Origin of the sequence: Hippea jasoniae (genome assembly GCF_000744435.1) — a bacterium.
Taxonomy (GTDB): domain Bacteria; phylum Campylobacterota_A; class Desulfurellia; order Desulfurellales; family Hippeaceae; genus Hippea; species Hippea jasoniae.
In genome coordinates, this window is the sequence record NZ_JQLX01000015.1 from 66,920 (window position 1) to 85,673 (window position 18,754).

The 18,754-nt window shown below is 38.9% G+C and carries 20 protein-coding genes; all 20 read left to right on the forward strand.

The annotated features are described in order from the left end of the window. The first annotated feature begins 27 nt into the window (after positions 1 to 27). The 20 genes from EK17_RS07325 to rseP all read left to right on the forward strand — a co-directional run bounded on the left by EK17_RS07325 (position 28) and on the right by rseP (position 18,754). Positions 28 to 1,404, forward strand: coding sequence for a UDP-N-acetylmuramoyl-L-alanyl-D-glutamate--2,6-diaminopimelate ligase (locus EK17_RS07325; RefSeq protein WP_051904509.1), 1,377 nt, complete (start codon positions 28 to 30; stop codon positions 1,402 to 1,404). Beyond that, the gene (locus EK17_RS07330; RefSeq protein ID WP_035589190.1) at positions 1,389 to 2,681 is read left to right on the forward strand and encodes a UDP-N-acetylmuramoyl-tripeptide--D-alanyl-D-alanine ligase; all 1,293 of its coding nucleotides are present in this window, start codon (positions 1,389 to 1,391) and stop codon (positions 2,679 to 2,681) included. Before EK17_RS07325 ends, EK17_RS07330 begins: the two co-directional genes overlap by 16 nt. Continuing rightward, positions 2,678 to 3,772, forward strand: coding sequence for a phospho-N-acetylmuramoyl-pentapeptide-transferase (gene mraY / locus EK17_RS07335; protein WP_035589192.1), 1,095 nt, complete (start codon positions 2,678 to 2,680; stop codon positions 3,770 to 3,772). Before EK17_RS07330 ends, mraY begins: the two co-directional genes overlap by 4 nt. 2 nt (positions 3,773 to 3,774) lie before the next feature. After that, on the forward strand, positions 3,775 to 5,085 hold the full coding sequence (gene murD, locus EK17_RS07340) for a UDP-N-acetylmuramoyl-L-alanine--D-glutamate ligase (RefSeq protein WP_035589194.1): 1,311 nt from the start codon (positions 3,775 to 3,777) through the stop codon (positions 5,083 to 5,085). Beyond that, the gene (locus EK17_RS07345) at positions 5,063 to 6,169 is read left to right on the forward strand and encodes an FtsW/RodA/SpoVE family cell cycle protein (RefSeq protein WP_035589196.1); all 1,107 of its coding nucleotides are present in this window, start codon (positions 5,063 to 5,065) and stop codon (positions 6,167 to 6,169) included. Before murD ends, EK17_RS07345 begins: the two co-directional genes overlap by 23 nt. Continuing rightward, on the forward strand, positions 6,141 to 6,779 hold the full coding sequence (locus tag EK17_RS07350) for a histidine phosphatase family protein (RefSeq protein ID WP_035589198.1): 639 nt from the start codon (positions 6,141 to 6,143) through the stop codon (positions 6,777 to 6,779). Before EK17_RS07345 ends, EK17_RS07350 begins: the two co-directional genes overlap by 29 nt. Continuing rightward, a complete protein-coding gene (murI, locus tag EK17_RS07355) occupies positions 6,763 to 7,509 on the forward strand; it encodes a glutamate racemase (protein WP_035589200.1) in 747 nt (248 codons plus the stop codon). Before EK17_RS07350 ends, murI begins: the two co-directional genes overlap by 17 nt. Positions 7,510 to 7,512: 3 nt before the next feature. Further along, positions 7,513 to 8,136 (forward strand): imidazole glycerol phosphate synthase subunit HisH, encoded by a 624-nt coding sequence (gene hisH / locus EK17_RS07360; RefSeq protein ID WP_035589202.1) that lies wholly within the window; start codon positions 7,513 to 7,515, stop codon positions 8,134 to 8,136. After that, positions 8,133 to 8,858: a 1-(5-phosphoribosyl)-5-[(5-phosphoribosylamino)methylideneamino]imidazole-4-carboxamide isomerase gene (gene hisA / locus EK17_RS07365; RefSeq protein ID WP_035589205.1), complete on the forward strand. Its 726-nt coding sequence runs from the start codon at positions 8,133 to 8,135 to the stop codon at positions 8,856 to 8,858. The genes hisH and hisA overlap by 4 nt, the downstream gene beginning before the upstream one ends. Next, complete coding sequence (locus EK17_RS07370) at positions 8,855 to 9,679, forward strand: MBL fold metallo-hydrolase (RefSeq protein ID WP_035589207.1); 825 nt, start codon at positions 8,855 to 8,857, stop codon at positions 9,677 to 9,679. The genes hisA and EK17_RS07370 overlap by 4 nt, the downstream gene beginning before the upstream one ends. Positions 9,680 to 9,690: 11 nt before the next feature. Continuing rightward, a complete protein-coding gene (locus EK17_RS07375; protein WP_035589209.1) occupies positions 9,691 to 10,302 on the forward strand; it encodes a fumarylacetoacetate hydrolase family protein in 612 nt (203 codons plus the stop codon). After that, positions 10,299 to 12,296: an STT3 domain-containing protein gene (locus EK17_RS07380; protein WP_035589211.1), complete on the forward strand. Its 1,998-nt coding sequence runs from the start codon at positions 10,299 to 10,301 to the stop codon at positions 12,294 to 12,296. Before EK17_RS07375 ends, EK17_RS07380 begins: the two co-directional genes overlap by 4 nt. A 113-nt stretch (positions 12,297 to 12,409) precedes the next feature. Continuing rightward, the gene (rpsB, locus tag EK17_RS07385) at positions 12,410 to 13,186 is read left to right on the forward strand and encodes a 30S ribosomal protein S2 (protein ID WP_035589213.1); all 777 of its coding nucleotides are present in this window, start codon (positions 12,410 to 12,412) and stop codon (positions 13,184 to 13,186) included. After that, complete coding sequence (gene tsf, locus EK17_RS07390) at positions 13,186 to 13,782, forward strand: translation elongation factor Ts (RefSeq protein ID WP_035589215.1); 597 nt, start codon at positions 13,186 to 13,188, stop codon at positions 13,780 to 13,782. The genes rpsB and tsf overlap by 1 nt, the downstream gene beginning before the upstream one ends. Positions 13,783 to 13,784: 2 nt before the next feature. Beyond that, positions 13,785 to 14,498, forward strand: coding sequence for a UMP kinase (gene pyrH / locus EK17_RS07395; RefSeq protein WP_035589217.1), 714 nt, complete (start codon positions 13,785 to 13,787; stop codon positions 14,496 to 14,498). An 11-nt stretch (positions 14,499 to 14,509) separates the two neighbouring features. Continuing rightward, the gene (gene frr, locus EK17_RS07400; RefSeq protein ID WP_035589219.1) at positions 14,510 to 15,079 is read left to right on the forward strand and encodes a ribosome recycling factor; all 570 of its coding nucleotides are present in this window, start codon (positions 14,510 to 14,512) and stop codon (positions 15,077 to 15,079) included. Continuing rightward, entirely contained in the window at positions 15,079 to 15,780 is a 702-nt protein-coding gene (locus tag EK17_RS07405) for an isoprenyl transferase (RefSeq protein ID WP_035589222.1), read from the forward strand. The genes frr and EK17_RS07405 overlap by 1 nt, the downstream gene beginning before the upstream one ends. Then, a complete protein-coding gene (locus EK17_RS07410) occupies positions 15,777 to 16,556 on the forward strand; it encodes a phosphatidate cytidylyltransferase (RefSeq protein ID WP_051904510.1) in 780 nt (259 codons plus the stop codon). Before EK17_RS07405 ends, EK17_RS07410 begins: the two co-directional genes overlap by 4 nt. Further along, the gene (gene dxr / locus EK17_RS07415) at positions 16,535 to 17,677 is read left to right on the forward strand and encodes a 1-deoxy-D-xylulose-5-phosphate reductoisomerase (protein ID WP_035589224.1); all 1,143 of its coding nucleotides are present in this window, start codon (positions 16,535 to 16,537) and stop codon (positions 17,675 to 17,677) included. Before EK17_RS07410 ends, dxr begins: the two co-directional genes overlap by 22 nt. Continuing rightward, entirely contained in the window at positions 17,678 to 18,754 is a 1,077-nt protein-coding gene (gene rseP, locus EK17_RS07420; protein ID WP_035589226.1) for an RIP metalloprotease RseP, read from the forward strand.

Sequence of the window (18,754 nt, forward strand, 5' to 3'; positions counted from 1 at the left end):
CTACCAAATATAGGAATTTAAAAGACAATGAGCTGTCTTGATGTAATTAAAAATTTTAACCCTGCAGATCTGTCATACGACTCAAGAAATATAAAAGAAGGTTTTGTGTTTTTTGCCTATAAGGGTGCTAATGCCGATGGAAACGATTATGTTGAAGATGTTTTAAAAAAAGGCAGGGTGCTTGTTGTAAGTCAGAGGGATTTTAGCGATAGTCGATGTATCAGGGTTGATGATGTTAAGGAGTGCATGGGAAAAGCGGCTGATTGGTTTTTTGGCTATCCTTCAAAAAAGCTCAATGTCGTTGGCATTACAGGCACAAACGGCAAGACCACAACTACCTACCTTCTAAAGGGTATCTTTGATAACAGTGAGGTTGTTGGCACTATCGGTTATACGATTAAAGATAAACTGTTTAAGCTAAAAAATACCACGCCAGAGTCTATTGATCTACATAGGATTTTTGCAGAGATTTACAAAAACGGCAGCAGGTGGGCGTTTTGTGAGGTTTCAAGTCATGCTGTGAGTTTGAATAGAATTGCAGGGATAGAATTTAAGCTTAAGGTGTTTACGAATATCTCTCAGGACCATCTGGATTTTTACAAAACAATGGAAAATTACGCAAAAGCCAAACTCTCGTTTTTTAACAAAGGCGATTATAAGGTTGTTAATATCGATGATGAATACGGCAAACTGCTTATTGATGAAAGAGCGATAACCTATGGATTTGACAGTGGTGCATTTATAAGACCTGATGAGTTTGAGTATTCGCTTGATGGCATAAAGGCACGATTAAAGGTTGGCGGCAGGACTATGGAAATACATTCGCCGCTTATAGGCAGATACAACATATACAACATTATGGCTGCTGTGGGTGTGGCTGTATTCTTTGGTGTGGATTTTGCAAAGATTGAGGAGGCTATTGCAAAAAACAGAGGGGCAAAGGGAAGGCTTGAATTCTACAGACATGATGGAGTTTATGCTGTTGTGGATTATGCCCATACTGATGATGCAATGAAAAATGTACTTGAGGCACTAAATGGTGTAAAAAAAGGCAGGATTATAACGGTATTTGGAGCAGGTGGTGATAGGGACCGCTTAAAGCGTCCAAGGATGGGCAGGGTGGCAGAAAGCTTAAGCGATCTTGTTGTTATAACAAGCGATAACCCAAGAAGCGAAGACCCAGAGCGTATTATTGAAGATATTCTGGGCGGAATTGAAGATAAAAAGAAGGTGATTGTTGAGCCAGACAGGTTTGAGGCTATAAAAAAGGCACTCAAGATAGCCCAAAAAAACGATATCGTGGCGATTCTGGGCAAAGGGCATGAGGATTATCAGATTCTGAAGGATAAAACGATTCACTTTGATGATGCAGAGGTGGTTAAGAAGCTTTGGGGATTAGCTTAGAGGAGCTTTTAGAAGCCGTTTCACCAAAAAAGATAAATATCGAAAAAGATATAGATTTTGAAGGTTTTAGTATAGATTCGCGTAGCATTAAAAAGAAAGAGGTATTTATTGCCCTAAAGGGTAAGCGTTTTAATGGAAATGAGTTTGCTGAAGATGCCTTTGAGAGGGGTGCTGCGTTTTGCATAACAGACAGAGCTGTTAACTGCCCCCACATCGTTGTTGATGATACGCTTGAAGCTTTAAAAAAACTTGCTGCTTTAAATTTAAAAAAAAGCAAAGCAAAAGCGATAGCCGTTGTGGGTTCTGTGGGCAAAACAACAACGAAGGAGCTGCTTTATAGGTTTCTGGATTGCAAATTTAAAACATGTAGAACAACTGCCAATGAGAACAATGTTATAGGAGTATCAAAGACGCTGCTTTCTATAAAGAATGAGGAGTTTTGCGTTGTTGAGGTGGGTATAAATCACAAGGGTGAGATGGAGGAAATTGCTGAGTTTTTTAAGCCTTATGGAGTGTTGTTTTTGAATGTAAGCTACACGCATACAGAGTTTTTTGACTCAATTGAGGAGATATTTGAAGAGAAATCAAAGATTGTAAACAGCAATACAAAGCTGCTTTTTAATGGCGATGATGATCTATTAAGGAGTAGTTTTGAAGATGTTTTAGATAAAGCCTGTTTTGGTAAACATAGTGGATGCGATTTTGTGTATAGTATTACAGATGAAAGATTAAGGCTAAGTGGTTTTGATTTTTCTATAAAGCCTCAAGTTCATCCGGTTTGCCTTGCTGCAGCATTGAGCGGTTTTTTGTATTTTGGATCGGGTAATGAAAAAGAGTGCGTTGAGGATAGATATTACGATTTTAATCCTCCTGGCTTGAGGATGAATTTTAAGGATATTGATGGGGTTAAATTTATCGTTGATTGTTATAACGCCAATATCGATTCGATGATGTATGCCATTGAGGTTTTGGATAGATTTGATGGCAAAAAGCTTGCCGTTTTGGGTGATATGCTTGAGCTTGGGAGTCTCTCAAAAGAACTACACAGAAAAATAGGCCTTTTTTTGAACGATACGGATGTTGATGTTGTGTTTTTTGGAAAAGAGATGCGCCAGGCAAAAGAGATTTTTAAAGGTAGATCGGTTATTTTTAGCTCAAAGGATGCATTGATATCTCATATTAGAGAGATTTATAAACATTATGATTATATTTTGCTTAAAGGCTCACGCGGTATGAGGCTTGAAGATGTGTATTTTGCTTTAAAAGGAGAAAAATAATGCTTTACTATATTTTTTATCTCAAACTGCACCATCTGTTTTCGCCGTTTAATGTATTTCACTACATTACATTCAGGATGATTATGGCCTCTTTAACATCGCTGTTTTTGTCGCTGTGGCTGGGCAGGCAGATTATTCCTTTTTTAAAGCGTATGCAGCTTAGCGATCAGTTTAAGGGTTTTGAGCCGCAATCACACAAAACAAAGAGTGGAACACCAACGATTGGCGGATTGATTATATGGGGCGGTTTTTTTATCAGCGCACTTTTGTGGATAAGATTTGATGTAAGATTAAACTGGATAGTGCTTTTTGGTGTTTTTGTTTTTGCCTCTATTGGGTTTTTGGATGATATTTTAAAGGTGAAAAGGGGTAAAAATAATGGTCTTAAAGCCAAAACAAAATTCAGTCTGCAGATTTTAGCAGCTATTTTGGTAGCATATCTGTTGTTTGAATACCATAAGTTAAACGGTTTGTGTGCAGGTTGTATTTTTTTACCGTTTGTTAAAAATGGTATTATCAATTTGGGTGTTTTTTATATTGCCGTTGCTGTGTTTGTGATTGTGGGAAGCTCCAATGCCGTAAATCTCACAGATGGTCTTGATGGACTTGCAACAGGCCCCACGCTGACAACGATTATGCCACTTATCATATTTGCCTATATTTCTGGCAATGTGATCTTTGCGCATTATTTACATCTGCCCTACATTAGGGGGGCTGGTGAGTTGAGTATTCTTTTGAGTGCTTTAGCTGGCTCTCTGCTTGGTTTTTTGTGGTATAACTGCTACCCGGCTGAGATTTTTATGGGCGATACAGGCTCACTTGCCATTGGGGCTTTTTTGGGGATTATTGCTGTGGCTATAAAAGAGGAGGTTGTGCTTGCCATTGCAGGCGGTATTTTTGTTATGGAGACACTTTCGGTAATTATTCAGGTTGCAAGCTATAAAACAACAGGCGAAAGGGTTTTTAGGATGGCTCCGATTCACCACCATTTTGAACTGAAGGGTTGGCCTGAGTCTAAAATAATCGTGCGTTTCTGGATTATTTCACTTGTTCTTGCACTGTTATCTTTGACAGCGCTTAAATTGAGGTAGAGATGAGGGTTGCTGTTATTGGTTTTGGCAAAAGTGGAAGGGCGGCTTATGAAATTCTTAAGCGGCACAATATAGAGGCTTTTGTGTTTGATGAAAAGCTAAAAGAGCAAAGCAGTGATAATATGTTTTTTGGTCTGGATGCAGAGCGTTTTTTTGATTTTGATTTTGACAGAGTTGTTGTAAGCCCGGGGGTTAAACCATCCCATAGATTTGTGCAGTATGCTGAAAAAAACACAATTGAGGTTATAAGTGAGCTTGAGCTTGGGTTTGAATATGCAAAAGGAAAAATTATAGCCATAACAGGCACAAACGGCAAATCAACTACGGTAAAGCTTGTTGAAAAAATGTTAAAAGAGCAGGGAAAAGAAGCGATAGCATGCGGGAATATCGGTCTTGCATTTTGCGATGTTGCTGATAAAGATTTTGAGTGGTTTGTGGTTGAGGCAAGCAGTTTTCAGCTTTACTATACGCATAGTTTTAGGCCGCATATAGCTGCGATTTTAAATATCGCTTTTGATCATTTAAGCTGGCATGGCAGCATGGAAAACTATATAGCAGCAAAAAGAAAAATATTTGGGAATCAGAATGAAAATGATTTTTTTATAAAAAACAGAGAGGATCAATATATTTTTGATGGCAGGGCTGAATTGTTTGAGGTTTCATCAATGGATAAAGAGGCAGATGCCTTTTTTGGTAAGGATTATGCTGTTGTAAATAGACCCAAAAGGTTTATAATAGAAAAAACAGCTATGTTTGGTTCAAAGGCGTTTGAAAATATAGCATTTGCTGCAATGTGTGGATTGCTGGCTGGAGTGGATGAAAAAATTATAAAGGAGGTGAGTCAGAATATGGAGAATTTGGAGCACAGGATTGAGTATGTGGATGAGATAGATGGGGTTAAGTTTTACAACGATTCAAAGGCGACCAACCTTGATGCAGTAGAAACCGCTATAAACTCATTTGATGAATCTGTAAAGCTTGTTGTGATTTTGGGTGGCAAATATAAGGGCGAAAGCTATGCAAAGCTTCTGCCACTGCTGCAAAAGAGGGTAAAGGCTTTGGTAGTTTATGGTGAGGATAGAAAAATGATTTTGAAGGACTTAGAAAAATTTATACCTGTTCCTCTGCCTGCTTTAAATATCTGGGGTGCTGTAAGGGCTGCTTTTGAGGTGGCTGCAAAGGGTGATGTTGTTTTATTTTCGCCTGGTGGTGCATCGTGTGAGCCTTATAAGAATTTTGAAGAGCGTGGTGAGGCGTTTAAAAAGGAGGTAAAGGTATTCAAAGAGGAGTATGAAAAAGCCCCTCTTATATAATCCAGCGTTTATTGTTCTGCCATATTTTTTACTGATGAGTATCGGGGCTTTGGAGGTATGGTCTTCATCTTACTATTTTGCATACAGGTTTCACCACAACCCCAATTTTTTCTTTTTCTGGCAGCTTAAGTATGTGGTGGTGTCGCTTGTTGTTGCTGTTTTTTTTAGTTTTTTGAATTACAGGTTTCTTGATAAGTTAACCGTTTTACTTGTTGTTTTTTCTCTTTTTTTATTGGTTTTACTGCATTTTAAAGGGGTAAACATAAGGGGTGCAACGCGCTGGCTAAATATAGCAGGGCACAGGTTTGAGCCATCCTTTGTGGCTGAGTTTTCTTTGCTTGTTTATATGGCACATTTTATTTCCAAAAGGATAAACAGGGGGGAGGAGCTTTCTGAAAGCCTGTATCCGTTTGCTTTAGTTGTTGGTATATTTTTTGTTTTGATTGTAACAGAACCCGATGTGGGTTCGGCTGTTCTTGTTGCTCTTGTTTTTATGGGCGTTATCTATGTGTATGGTTTTAGGTTTAAGAGTATTATTTTACTTGGTTTGCCCATTGCGGTTATTGTTGCTTTAATTATATATAGCCACCCCGAAAAGCTTCAAAGAATAATCAATTTTTTTATAACAAAGAAGGTTAATTATCAGATTCATCAGGCGCTTGTGGCTTTAGGCAGTGGTGGTGTGTTTGGCCAGGGTGTGGCAAAGGGCGTTTATAAAACGATTTTTGTGCCAGACTCGTACAACGACTTTATTCTTGCAGGCATTGGAGAGGATTTTGGCTTTGTGGGTGTTGCCTTTGTGCTTTTGCTTTTGTTGAGTATTATCTGGTTTGGTTTTGAGGTTTCAAAACGCTGCAGGGATTTGTTTGGCAGTGTGCTTGCATTGGGTATTACACTGTTTATATCGATTGAGGCTTTGATGAATATCTTTAGCGTTCTGCATCTAATTCCACCAAAAGGTATTACGCTGCCGTTTGTTAGCTATGGTGGAACGAGTTTGATTGTTCATGGTGCCTATGTGGGGATTCTGCTGAGTATATATTCGAGGTGTGGTGGTGGAAAAAAAGGTAAGCTATCTGTTTAGATATAAACCTATTGATCTGTTTATCATCAGGCATCCTGAGGTTGAGAATTATGCCGATTATGTGTTTAACGGCACAATCGATGTTGGTTTAAGCAAAAAGGGTTACAAGCAGGCTGAAGCTATAAAGAAGTATTTTTACGATAAAGATATAGAGGTTGTTTATACATCTCCTCTTAAACGCTGCAGGATTGTTGCAGAGCAATTTAAAGATATATGCAGAATTGTTGTTGATGAGAGGCTTAAGGAGAGAAATTTTGGTGTTTTTGAATCTTTAAGCTGGCAGATGATTGAAAAACGGTATCCTAAAGAGGCTAAAGCGTTTTTGGAAGATCCGTTTAACTATAAACCGCCTGAGGGTGAGAGTTTTAAAGAGGTGTTTGAGCGGGGGGAGAGTTTTTTGAATGATTACTTTAGCAGCTTAAAAAATGCCATTGTCATAGCCCACGGCGGTGTTAACAGGGTTTTGATTACAAAACTATTGAATATAAAAAAGGATGCGATTCTGTCAATTTCTCAAGATTATGTCTGCTTAAACCACTTCCAGACAGACGGTAGATATGTGCTTGCAAAGATGATTAACGGGAAGGTGTGTTTTGATAGGGGTTTTTGATTCTGGCGTTGGTGGCTTGAGCGTTGTAAAGCATCTGATTAAGAGGTTTAAATCAGACATCGTTTATTTAGGCGATACGGCGCGTTTACCCTACGGCACAAAATCAGCCCAGACGGTTGTAAAATACGCTCTGCAGAATGCAAGATTTTTGACAAATATCGGCGTTGATGCTATTGTTGTAGCATGCAATACGGCAAGTAGCGTTGCTTTAGATGCTATCAAAGAAGCTTTTGAGCTACCTGTGTTTGGTGTTATTGAGCCTGCGGCAAAAAAGGCAGCCCAATTTGGGAGTGTGTGTGTGATCGGCACGACTTCAACGATAAATAGTAATGCGTATAAGAGAAAAATCGAATTGTTTAACAATAAATGCGAGGTTAGGCAGAAAGCATGCCCTTTGTTTGTGCCGCTTGTTGAGGAAGGACTGATTGATCATGAGATTACATATCTTGCGGCTAATTATTATTTAAAGGGTATAAGATGCGATGCGATGATACTTGGCTGCACGCATTATCCACTTCTAAAAGGCGTAATAAAAAGCGTTATGGGCGATACGGTGTTGATAGATTGCGGCGAAAGCCTTGCAGAATCGCTTGATGAGTATGAGGATATATTTAAAGGCAGCTTGAAACTTTCCTTTTATACAACGGATTCTGAGAAAAAATTCGCTATTTTGGGCAGGATGTTTTTGGGTGAGGACTTTAACAGTGTAAAACTTGTGGATTTAGGTTGAGAGATGGTTAGAATTGCTGTAGTTGATTATGATAGTGGCAATGTAAGAAGCGTGCTTAAAGCGGTTGAATTTGTGGGATCAGAAGGGGTTTTAACTCATGATAGCGACATTATAAAAAACAGCGACGGTGTTATATTGCCCGGTGTTGGTGCATTTGGTGATTGCATGGACAAACTTAAAAAATACAACCTTGTTGATACGATTAAGGATGTTATAGATAGTGAAAAGCCGTTTTTAGGTATATGCGTGGGGCATCAGCTGCTTTTTGAGACAAGTTATGAGTTTGGAAAGCATAGGGGTTTTGGCCTTATTAAAGGTGAGGTGAAAAGATTTCCCTCAAAAAGAGGCTTCAAGATTCCGCATATGGGCTGGAATAGGGTTGAGTTTGTTAAAGACAATAAGCTTTTTTATGGAATCGAAAGCGGAAACTATTTCTATTTTGTCCACTCCTTTTATGGGGTGGCTTTAGATAATTCAGAAATAGCAAAGTGTAATTATATTGTTGAATTTACTGCAGCTGTGAATAAAGGCAATCTGTGGGGGGTTCAGTTTCATCCAGAAAAAAGCCAAAAAGCTGGCCTAAAGGTTATTGAGAATTTCTGCAAGATCTGTGAGGGTGTTTTATGATTGTTATTCCTGCTATTGATATTATGGATGGAAAGGCTGTGAGGCTTAAAAAAGGCAAAAAGGATACGGCTGTTGTATATAGCGAAAATCCGCTTGAAATAGTAGATTATTTCAACGATATAGGGATTGATAGAATTCATATTGTGGATTTAGATGCTGCATTTAGTGGTGGTAGAAAAAACAACAGGGAATTGATAAGAAAACTTGCAAGCAGGGCAAAGGCCTTTGTTGAGGTTGGCGGCGGTGTTAGGAGTTTGCTTGATGTGGAGGAGCTTTTGTGTTGTTATGTGAATAAGGTTGTAGTAGGCACAATGCCTGTAAAAAATCCTGGAGAGTTTGAAAAGGTCGCTGAGCGTTTTTCTGATAGGATTATAGCCGGTGTGGATGTTGAAAATGGTTTTGTTAAAATTTCTGGATGGGAAGAAAATCCTCATATCGATTACATAGCTTTTTTGCTTAAGATGAGGGATATGGGTATTAATGAAGCGATTATTACAGACATAAAAAAGGATGGCATGCTTGAGGGCATAGATTTTGAGTTTTATAAGGATATAGCGCTAAAGACAGACTTAGAGATAATCATTTCTGGTGGTGTGAAAGATATAGCGGATATAAAAAAAGCTAAAAAGATTGAAAAATACGGCATAAAAGGGATTATTATAGGTAAGGCGTTTTATGAAAAAACCATTTCTTTAGAAGAGGCCTTAGAGGTGGCAGGATGATTAAAATCACCACTATTGTGGAAAATACTGCAACAAAAGCGAGATTTAAAGCAGAGCATGGATTGAGTATGCTTGTTGAGCGCGATGGAGAGACCGTGCTGTTTGATACAGGTCAGACGGATGCCTTGATTCACAATGCAAAGCTGCTTGGTATAGATCTTTCAAAAATCGATAAGGTTGTTCTGTCGCATGGGCATTACGACCATGCCGGAGGTTTGAAGTATCTGCTTGAGATTGCAAAACCTAAGATTTATGCGCATCCAGAGATCTTCAGAAAGAGATATTCAAAGCTCAGTGATGATGGAAATTTACGCTATATTGGTATTGAGGATAGAGAGTTTTATGAACAGCTGGGGGCTGAGTTTGTTTTAAGCAGTGAGCCTGTGGAGGTGGCAGATGGCATCTATACGACAGGCTTTGAGAAGATGGTAACCGATTTTGAGGAAGTGGATAAAAATTTTGTTTACTATAAAGGCGATAAGCTTTTTAAGGATTATGTGGATGATGACATGAGCCTTGTGATTGACACGAACAGGGGTTTGCTTGTGCTGTTTGGTTGTGCACATAGGGGAATAATCAATATTATGCTGGATGCACAAAAGAAATTTTCCAAAGAAGTTTTTGGTTTTTTGGGCGGCACGCATCTTGGTGTAGCAGGCGAATTGCAGCAGCAAAGAACAATAGAAGAGCTTAAACTTATGGATCTTTCCATAATGGGTCCATCTCATTGTACGGGGATGCTTATGACAGCAAAACTATACTGTGAATTCAAAGAGGCGGTGGTATTCAATAATGTTGGCACTATAACATTGATTGCTTAAAGGGGGCAGATATGAAGGCTGTTGTGTTTGATAAAAAGGAGGTTATTCCTTCAAAGGTTGTATGTATCGCCAGAAACTATGTTGCCCATATTGAAGAGTTGAAAAACGAAATGCCCGATCAGATGGCTTTGTTTATAAAGCCAAACAGCGCAATATGTGATGAGTTGATTTTACCTGAACTTGGAGAATGCCATTACGAGGGTGAAATAACATTCATTATAGAAAATGGAGGATTTGCAGGTGTTGGGTTTGGTCTTGATCTAACCTTAAGGGATATTCAGGGACAGCTGAAGGAGAAAGGCCTGCCGTGGGAGAAAGCCAAAGCCTTTGATTGTGCTGCTGTGTTTAGTGAGTTTGTGAGATTTGATGGCGATATAAATAGATTGGGTATTGAGCTTTACATAAACGGTGTTTTGAAACAGCAGGGTGATGTGTCTTTGATGATAAACAAACCCGATGCTATTTTAGACGAGGCAAAAAGGTATTTTACTTTTTATGATTACGATTTATTGATGAGTGGCACACCAAAGGGTGTTGGTAGTTTTGAGAAAAACGATGAGTTTTTAGGCAGGATTCTGTATGATGGAGAGGTGATTGTTGAGAAACGGTGGGTTGTAAAATGAGCAGTAAGTATATGCCGCTTAAAATTTTTATCGTTTTTATCTTTGCCGTTTTTGTGGCTTCTTTTTATTACAGATTCCATCAATATCAGGTGTGGGAGGAGTATCCCCAGGTTTACATGATCGGCACAGACCATCCTGCTATGACAACGCTTGATGCCTACTACTGGCTTAGGTATGCAAAGGAGTATAAAAACGGCAGCTATTATATCAATGATAATGATACACTCAGAGCATTTCCTGAAGGTACAAAAAAGCCAGAACCTGTGCCTTTGATAAGTTTTATAATTGCCTGGATATCCAAAATATTCAATACGGGGATCTACTATAGCGGCTTATATATCATTCCCCTTTTTGCCAGTTTATTTGTTTTTCCGCTTGGTTTTTATCTTTATAGAAAAGAGATGCCGATTGCAGGGATTGCAGCTTCTGTTGTGGGTAGTTTTGCATGGATGTATGCGATAAGAACGGCGATGGGCAGGGTTGATACCGATCTTTTGCAGCTGTTTTTTCTTTTTGCAGGCAGTTTAGGTGTTTTTGCTGTATCTAAAACCGAAAGCGAAAAAAGGCGATACATCTATTCTTTTCTTTTAGGCTTAAACTTCCTTTTGTTTGGCTGGTGGTATGCACATTTTGGTATAGATGTTGTGTATCTTCTTGTTTTGATTGTTATGCTTATTATCAGAAAGGTTCCAGCAAAGCAGATAGCCACATCTGTTTTATTGTTTATTATCTTTGCCAATCCTTTGTGGGTTTTTAGTGGCTTTAGCGGTGTTTTTGAATTTTTCAACAGTTATAATAAAATAAAAACCGTTTCGGGTAATTTCCCAAACGTTAAACTTACTATCACCGAAGCAGAGCATCTAAATATTGCAAAGACGCTTAAATATATGCTGTCAAATCCATTGTTTGACACACTGGGAATTGTCTTTGCAATAGCTGCATTGTTGTTTATGAGGTGGGATGCAATTCCCCTACTGCCCATATTTTTACTTGGACTTTTATCGTTTAGAAGTTCAAACAGGATGGTGATGTTTCTTGCGCCATTTGTTGGTTTGGGATGGGGTTTTTTGCTTGATATGGTTATGAGGTTTATTGCTCAAAGAAATAAAAATGAGTTGTTTTTGAAGATTTCTGCTGCAATTATTGCTTTTGCTGTATCGTTTAGCCTTCTTCAGTTTGGTGCTTACAGATTTGTGCCTGCACCTTCTATTGCAGCCCCTATAATTAAATCATTTGAGGAGATACACAACAGATTTAAAAAGGGGGTAATCTTTACCTGGTGGGATTACGGATATGCCATTGAGGATATAGCGGGTTTTGCTACATATCAGGATGGAGGCGCACACGGTGGTGCACGCACATACCTTGTTGCGCATGCATTAAGTGTTGATAATCAGACACTACTATACCATACAGTGTCGTTTATGGATCGATTTGGTGTAAAACCTGTTATGAAGGCGATTCATGATAATATTTCTACAAGGAAAGCTGTTGAGAGGGTATTTGATTATTCAAAGCCTATAGGCAGCCGTGATAATTATTTGCTGTTTAGCTACGATATGATTGGAAAGTTTTACTCTATCAGTTTTCTTGGCAGGTGGGATTTTAAAAGAAAGAAATCACATCCATTATCCTATGAGATATTTAATTGTAGTGGATTTAAAAACGGTATGTTTTTCTGCAGGCAGGGTAATATCGATATAAATCGGGGTCTTGTTATTATTGGCGAAAGAGCTATACCAATAAAAACACTCTACTTTATTGAAGATGGATATGTAGCAAGAACAAAGAGCTTTGAGTATCCACGAGGAGCTTATCTTGAGCTTTGTTTTAAAAAAGGCAAAAAACTCACATTCCTGTTTGGTCTTTTAACAAACAAAGAGGTGGTAGATAGCAATTTCAACAGGTTATTTATTATGGGCGATTATAACGACAAATACTTTGAGGAGGTTTATAACAACTTCCCCTTTGTGAGGATGTATAGGGTTAAATAGCTTGTAAAAGTTGTCTGATTTGTATATAAAATGCTGACCACGCACATCCCTTAAAAAGGATCCCTTTTTAGGGTGAGGGGTGGTGGAAAAAATCCTTTGAGGAGGTTTGGTAGATGTCTTATGTAACGATGAAGGAGCTGCTTGAGGCGGGTGTGCATTTTGGCCATCAGACCAAGCGTTGGAACCCCAAGATGAAGCCGTTTATCTTTGCGGCGAGGAAGGATATTCACATCATAGACCTTCAGAAAACCATTGTTTATTTTGACAGAGCTTATGAATTTTTAGAAGAACAGGCTGCACAGGGCAAAACGGTTCTGTTTGTCTGCACAAAAAAGCAGGGTAAAGAGGAGATTAAAGAGGCTGCTACATCCTGCAATATGCCCTATGTCAATGAAAAATGGCTTGGCGGTCTGTTAACCAACTTTGGCACAATTCAAAAAAGCATCGAAAAGCTACAGCGTCTTGAGGAGATGGAGGAATCAGGAGAAATTGAGGCTTACACAAAAAAGGAGCAAAAGATTTTAAGGAAAAGGAAAGAGAAGCTGCAGAGGTATTTGACAGGCATCAGGGATATGAAGGAGCTGCCCGATGTTGTGTTGATTATCGACATCAAAAGAGAGGAGCTTGCAGTAAAAGAGGCAAAAAAATTGGGGATTCCCATTGTTGCCCTTGTTGATACAAACTGCGACCCAGATCCGATCGATTATGTGATTCCCGGAAACGATGATGCAATCCGTTCTATAAAACTTATGGCAACCAGGCTTGCAGAGGCCATTAAAAACGGTCAGGCAAGGTATGAAAAGGAGCTTGAGCTGAAAGCCGAAGAGGAAGCTTTTGAGGAAGGCAGAGAAGAAAAATTAGAGGCAGAATTACAGGAGGAAGAGGAGTAATGGCAAATATAACAGCTGCAATGGTTAAGGAGTTAAGGGATAGAACCGGTGCAGGTATGATGGCCTGCAAAAAGGCTTTAGAGGAAACAGGCGGAGATATAGAAAAGGCAATCGATAAACTCAGAGAGATGGGTCTTGCATCTGCTGCCAAAAAAGCTGGTAGGGAAGCAAAAGAAGGTAAGGTTGCAAGTTATATCCACGCAGGTGGCAAAATAGGTGTTCTTGTTGAGATTAACTGTGAAACAGATTTTGTTGCGAATACCGATGACTTTAACGCACTCTGCAAGGATATAGCCATGCATATAGCAGCAGCAGCACCTGAATATGTATCAAGGGAAGAGATACCGCAGGATGTTGTTGAAAAAGAGAAAAATATCATGAAGGAACAGCTGAAGCAGCAGGGCAAGCCTGAGCATATACTTGATAAGATCGTTGAAGGTAAAATTGAAAAGTTCTACGAAGAGGTATGCTTGCTTGAGCAGCCGTTTATCAAAGATCCTGATATGAAGGTAAAAGACCTCGTTCAGAATACGATAGCAAAGTTGGGTGAGAATATTGTTGTCAGGAGATTTGCACGCTTTAAAGTGGGTGAATAGCAATGGAAAAACCTGTCTTTAAAAGAATACTGCTGAAATTAAGCGGGGAGGCCCTTATGGGCTCCCTTTCCTATGGTATCTGTGAGGATACGATTAAAGGCATCGCTCAGCAAATTAAGGATGTAAGAGAGTTGGGTGTTGATGTTTGCACGGTAATTGGTGGAGGAAATATTTTCAGAGGCGTTAAAGGTGCAGCAATGGGTATGGACAGGGCAAGTGCTGATTACATGGGAATGCTTGCCACTGTTATTAACGGTCTGGCACTGCAGGATGCTTTGGAAAAGATAGGGGTGCCAACAAGGGTAATAAGTGCCATTGAGATGCGTGAGATTGCAGAGCCCTACATAAGAAGGAGGGCTTTGAGGCATCTTGAAAAAGGAAGGGTTATCATTTTTGTGGCAGGCACGGGCAATCCCTATTTTACCACAGATACTGCTGCATCTTTAAGGGCTATGGAGATGGGTGTTGATGTTATTTTGAAAGCCACTAAGGTTAATGGTGTGTATGACAAAGATCCGCTTGTTTATTCAGATGCCAAATTGATTAAATCCATCACTTACATTGAGGTTTTAGACAGAAATTTGAGGGTTATGGATTCAACGGCTATTTCAATGTGTATGGAAAATAAGATGCCGATAATTGTTTTTTCAATCAAGCAGTATGGAGCACTGAAAAAGATTGTTTTGGGTGAAAATATCGGCACAGTAGTTAGATAGGGAGGTGTGCAATGGATGAGGCTGGATTGGATGCGATTTTAAAGGATCTGGAAGAGGCGATGAAAAAAACCATCTCGTCTTATAAAAAGTATCTTACGACGGTAAAAACAGGCAGGGCTCATGTTTCTGTTTTTGAGAATCTCAGGGTTGAGGCATACGGTCAGCAGATGCAGATAAAGCAACTTGCAACATTGTCAACACCGGATGCAACAACGGTTATTATCCAGCCATGGGATGCAAGCACACTCAAAGATATAGAAAAGGGAATTCTAAAAGCGAATATCGGTTTTACGCCTCAGAATGATGGAAAAACGATAAAAATCATTATTCCTCCAATGACGGAGGAGGATAGAAAAAAGGTTGTAAAGTTATTGAAACAGGAAACAGAAAGCTATAGGGTTGCTCTGCGCAATGCCAGAAAAAAGGCACTTAAGTCTGTAAAGGATCTTGAAAAGGACAAGGTTATCTCAGAGGATGAGTCAAAGAGGGCAGAAAAAGACATTAAAAACAAGCTTGATGAATATTCAAAGAAGCTTGATGAGCTTTACGAGTCAAAAGAGAAAGAGATAATGAGTATTTGATGGTAAGGATTCCTGAACATGTTGCAATTATAATGGATGGCAATGGCAGATGGGCGCAAAGTCATGGCAGAAGAAGAACATACGGCCATTATATAGGCTCAAAGGTTGTTGATGATATAACAAAAGCGGCGGTTGAGTTTAAAATAAAATATCTAACCTTATATACATTTTCCACAGAGAACTGGAAAAGGCCAAAAAGCGAAGTCAGGTTTTTAATGGGACTTTTGAAGTCATCTTTAAAAAAGAAAAGAAAGCTATTTAAAGATAACAATGTAAGGTTTAATGTAATTGGTGATGTGAGTGTATTTGATGAAATAATACAAAACCTACTTATGCAGCTTATGGATGAAACAAAGGATAATGAAGCAGTTGTATTGACACTTGCTCTAAACTACGGCGGTAAACTGGATATCCTCAGGGCTGCAAAAACCATAGCTAAAAGGGTTGAAGATGGAGAACTTTCTTCTAAAGATATAAACGAAAAGCTATTTGAAGCCCATCTTTATACAGCTAATATGCCTGATGTTGACCTTTTGATAAGAACGGGGGGCGAAAAAAGGATCAGTAATTTTTTGCTGTGGCAGGCTGCCTATGCTGAGTTTGTTTTCTTTGATAAATACTGGCCTGAGTTTACAAAAGAGGATCTCTGGCAGGCGATTGAGGAGTTTTCACAAAGAAAGCGTAGATTTGGCGGATTGTGATAAAAAGGATTATCTCCGCAGCTATTCTTATACCGTTAGTTATATGGCTTTTGTTTTATGCAAAGCTGTATGTAATTAAGGCTGTATTGATCGGTGTTGCCAATTTAGGATTTTATGAGTGGAGCGGTTTTGTTGGTGTTTCAACGAAAGATAAAATTTTTTACTTTTTTATTCTGAATATTATTTCAGTAAGCTTTCTTTTTTTTGAGAATTGCTTTATTGAGTGTCTGTTTTTTGTCTTTGCTGTGCATCTGATATTTTCCTTTTCGTCTTTGAAAGAAAAAAGGCTTTTTGAAAATTTTTATCTGTTTGGTGGTATTTTATATGTTTTGCTGTATCTTTTTGCGGGCAAAGTTGTTGAGTTTAATAAAGGAAGAGAGCTTTTATTTGTCGCTTTGGTGGTTGTATGGGCTGGCGATTCATTTGCCATGTTTGGTGGCAAGGCCTTTGGCAAACATAAACTTGCAGCATTGATCAGTCCCAACAAAACTATTGAGGGGGCTGTTTGTGGTATTTTAGGTGGTATTTTTTTTGGCGTTGTGGCGGGTATCTATTTTGATTTTAATCTGCTATTTCTTGTTTTTGTAAGTTTAATTGCCTCAGTTGTTGCAGTACTGGGCGATCTATCTGAATCGGTTGTTAAGCGGTTTTTTAATGTAAAGGATTCTTCGCATTTGATACCCGGCCATGGGGGTATACTTGATAGACTGGATAGTTTCTCATTTGTAGTTTTCTTTGTTTATCTGGTGTTGAGATGCAGAGAGTTGTTGTTTTAGGTTCCACCGGCTCCATAGGTGTCAATACGCTTGATGTTTTATCGCATATGGATGTGGAGGTTGTGGCTTTAAGCTGCAACAGAAATGTTGAGTTATTGAGAAAGCAGGTTGAACAGTTTAAGCCTGAATATGTGTGTATTGGTGAGAATGCCGATAGAGAATATCTTAAAGATTTGCCTGTTAAGGTGTTAATTGGAAGTGACGGTCTTGTTGAGTTGTGTAATCTTGAAAATGTAGATGTGGTGGTTAATGGCCTTGTTGGATCTGCCGGTCTTCTGCCGAGCTACACAGCTTTAAAGAATAAAAAAACCCTGGCACTGGCAAATAAAGAAAGCCTTGTGATTGCAGGTAATATTTTGACAAAGCTTTCAAAAAAGGTAAAAAAGGAAATCGTGCCGGTAGATTCAGAGCATTCAGCTATCTATCAATGCCTTGAGGGTAGAAAAAAAGAGGATATTGAAAGAATAATCCTTACAGCATCAGGTGGTCCGTTTTTTGGGAAGGATAGTTTTGAAGGTATAACTGTTAAAGATGCTCTTGCCCATCCAAACTGGAATATGGGAAAAAAGATCACTATCGATTCTGCTACCATGATGAATAAGGGCTTTGAAATTATTGAGGCTTACTGGCTATTTGATTTTGGTGGCGATAAGATATCGGTTGTTATTCATCCAGAAAGCATAATCCATTCAGCTGTTGAATTTATCGATGGCTCGATTATCGCTCAGCTTGCAGACCACGACATGAGGATTCCCATAGCATACGCTCTATCAAAACCAAGAAGAATAAAACTTTCAAATAGAATTTTGCTTGATGAGCTTTCTAAGCTTACCTTTAAAAAAGCCAATTTTAAAAAATTTCCCACGCTTGCTTATGCCTATAAGGCGGTTGAAAATATAGATAGGAATTTGGGGCTTGTGTTGAATGTTGCAGATGAGTGTGCCGTTGAGTATTTTCTTGAGGGAAAAATCGATTTTGTTGATATATTTGATATCTTAAGAAGAAGCATGGAGATATTTGAAAATAATCAAAGTAGTGATATATTTGCTATAATGGATGAGATTGAAAGGCTAAAAAGGGAGATTGTGGAATTGATAAATAAAGATTATGTGAGGGTGTAAATGGTTCTTGTATACGGACTTTTGGGCCTTGCCTTGATGGTTTTAATCCATGAGTTTGGTCATTTTATTGTGGCAAGAATGTTGGGTGTGGGTGTTGAGCGTTTCAGTATTGGTTTTGGGCCAAGGCTTATAACAGTTAAGGGCAGAAAAACTGAATATATTATATCGCTTATTCTCCTTGGCGGTTATGTAAAACTCAAAGGGGAGACGCAGCAGGATGGTGTCGCAGATAAGGATTCCTTTTTTATTCAGCCCTTATGGAAGAGATTTTTGATTGTTCTTGCAGGACCTGTTTTTAATATCGTATCTGCCGTTATTTTTCTCTTCTTTGCCTACTCTATTGGCACAACCCAGCTTGCGGCAGTTGTTGGTGAGGTTATGAGTAATTCAGCTGCAGCAAAAATGGGCATAAAAAGCTCTGATAAGATAGTGCAGATTAACAACAAGGAGATTAGAAGCTGGGCGGATATGGCAGAAGTTATTAAAAACAATCCCGATAAGGCTGTTGTTGTAAAGGTTGTAAGAAACGGCCATATTGTTGTCTTAAAAGGCAGAATGGGCCACAGAAAAGGAATGCTTGGAAAAAACGATGAGATCGGTTTTTTGGGTGTTAAACCCAAAGGTGTTTATATCCACATAAGGTACTCACCGGCTGAGGCTTTGATAAAAGGCATTAACGATACTGTGTATTATGCAAAATTGACTGTACAGGGTTTATACTGGGTGATATCTGGTATTGTACCGGCAAAAGACCTTGGCGGTCCTATTATGATAGTTAAATTTACAGGTGAGGCAGCAGAGGCAGGTCTGGGCGCTTTTTTAGCACTGATAGCTGTAATTAGCATAAACCTTGGTATTTTAAACCTTCTTCCCATTCCGGTGCTTGATGGTGGGCATTTGATGTTTTATACGATTGAGGCGATAATTAGAAGACCTGTAAGCCTGAAAACGCAGGAGAATTTCCAGAAAATTGGTATAGCAATACTGGTGCTTTTGATGATCTTTGTATTTGCCAACGATTTGAGGCGCTACAAGGTGTTTGAAACAATTAAAACCCATATAGAGAGGCTGGGTTGA

What these genes read in the sequence shown, in the direction of transcription:
- tsf (WP_035589215.1), top strand. Translation starts at nt 13,186, where the DNA reads ATGGCAAATATAACAGCTGCAATGGTTAAGGAGTTAAGGGATAGAACC.
- rseP (WP_035589226.1), top strand. Translation starts at nt 17,678, where the DNA reads ATGGTTCTTGTATACGGACTTTTGGGCCTTGCCTTGATGGTTTTAATC.
- hisH (WP_035589202.1), top strand. Translation starts at nt 7,513, where the DNA reads ATGGTTAGAATTGCTGTAGTTGATTATGATAGTGGCAATGTAAGAAGC.
- EK17_RS07380 (WP_035589211.1), top strand. Translation starts at nt 10,299, where the DNA reads ATGAGCAGTAAGTATATGCCGCTTAAAATTTTTATCGTTTTTATCTTT.
- EK17_RS07345 (WP_035589196.1), top strand. Translation starts at nt 5,063, where the DNA reads ATGAAAAAGCCCCTCTTATATAATCCAGCGTTTATTGTTCTGCCATAT.
- EK17_RS07370 (WP_035589207.1), top strand. Translation starts at nt 8,855, where the DNA reads ATGATTAAAATCACCACTATTGTGGAAAATACTGCAACAAAAGCGAGA.
- dxr (WP_035589224.1), top strand. Translation starts at nt 16,535, where the DNA reads ATGCAGAGAGTTGTTGTTTTAGGTTCCACCGGCTCCATAGGTGTCAAT.
- hisA (WP_035589205.1), top strand. Translation starts at nt 8,133, where the DNA reads ATGATTGTTATTCCTGCTATTGATATTATGGATGGAAAGGCTGTGAGG.
- EK17_RS07375 (WP_035589209.1), top strand. Translation starts at nt 9,691, where the DNA reads ATGAAGGCTGTTGTGTTTGATAAAAAGGAGGTTATTCCTTCAAAGGTT.
- EK17_RS07325 (WP_051904509.1), top strand. Translation starts at nt 28, where the DNA reads ATGAGCTGTCTTGATGTAATTAAAAATTTTAACCCTGCAGATCTGTCA.
- frr (WP_035589219.1), top strand. Translation starts at nt 14,510, where the DNA reads ATGGATGAGGCTGGATTGGATGCGATTTTAAAGGATCTGGAAGAGGCG.
- EK17_RS07405 (WP_035589222.1), top strand. Translation starts at nt 15,079, where the DNA reads ATGGTAAGGATTCCTGAACATGTTGCAATTATAATGGATGGCAATGGC.
- rpsB (WP_035589213.1), top strand. Translation starts at nt 12,410, where the DNA reads ATGTCTTATGTAACGATGAAGGAGCTGCTTGAGGCGGGTGTGCATTTT.
- pyrH (WP_035589217.1), top strand. Translation starts at nt 13,785, where the DNA reads ATGGAAAAACCTGTCTTTAAAAGAATACTGCTGAAATTAAGCGGGGAG.
- murD (WP_035589194.1), top strand. Translation starts at nt 3,775, where the DNA reads ATGAGGGTTGCTGTTATTGGTTTTGGCAAAAGTGGAAGGGCGGCTTAT.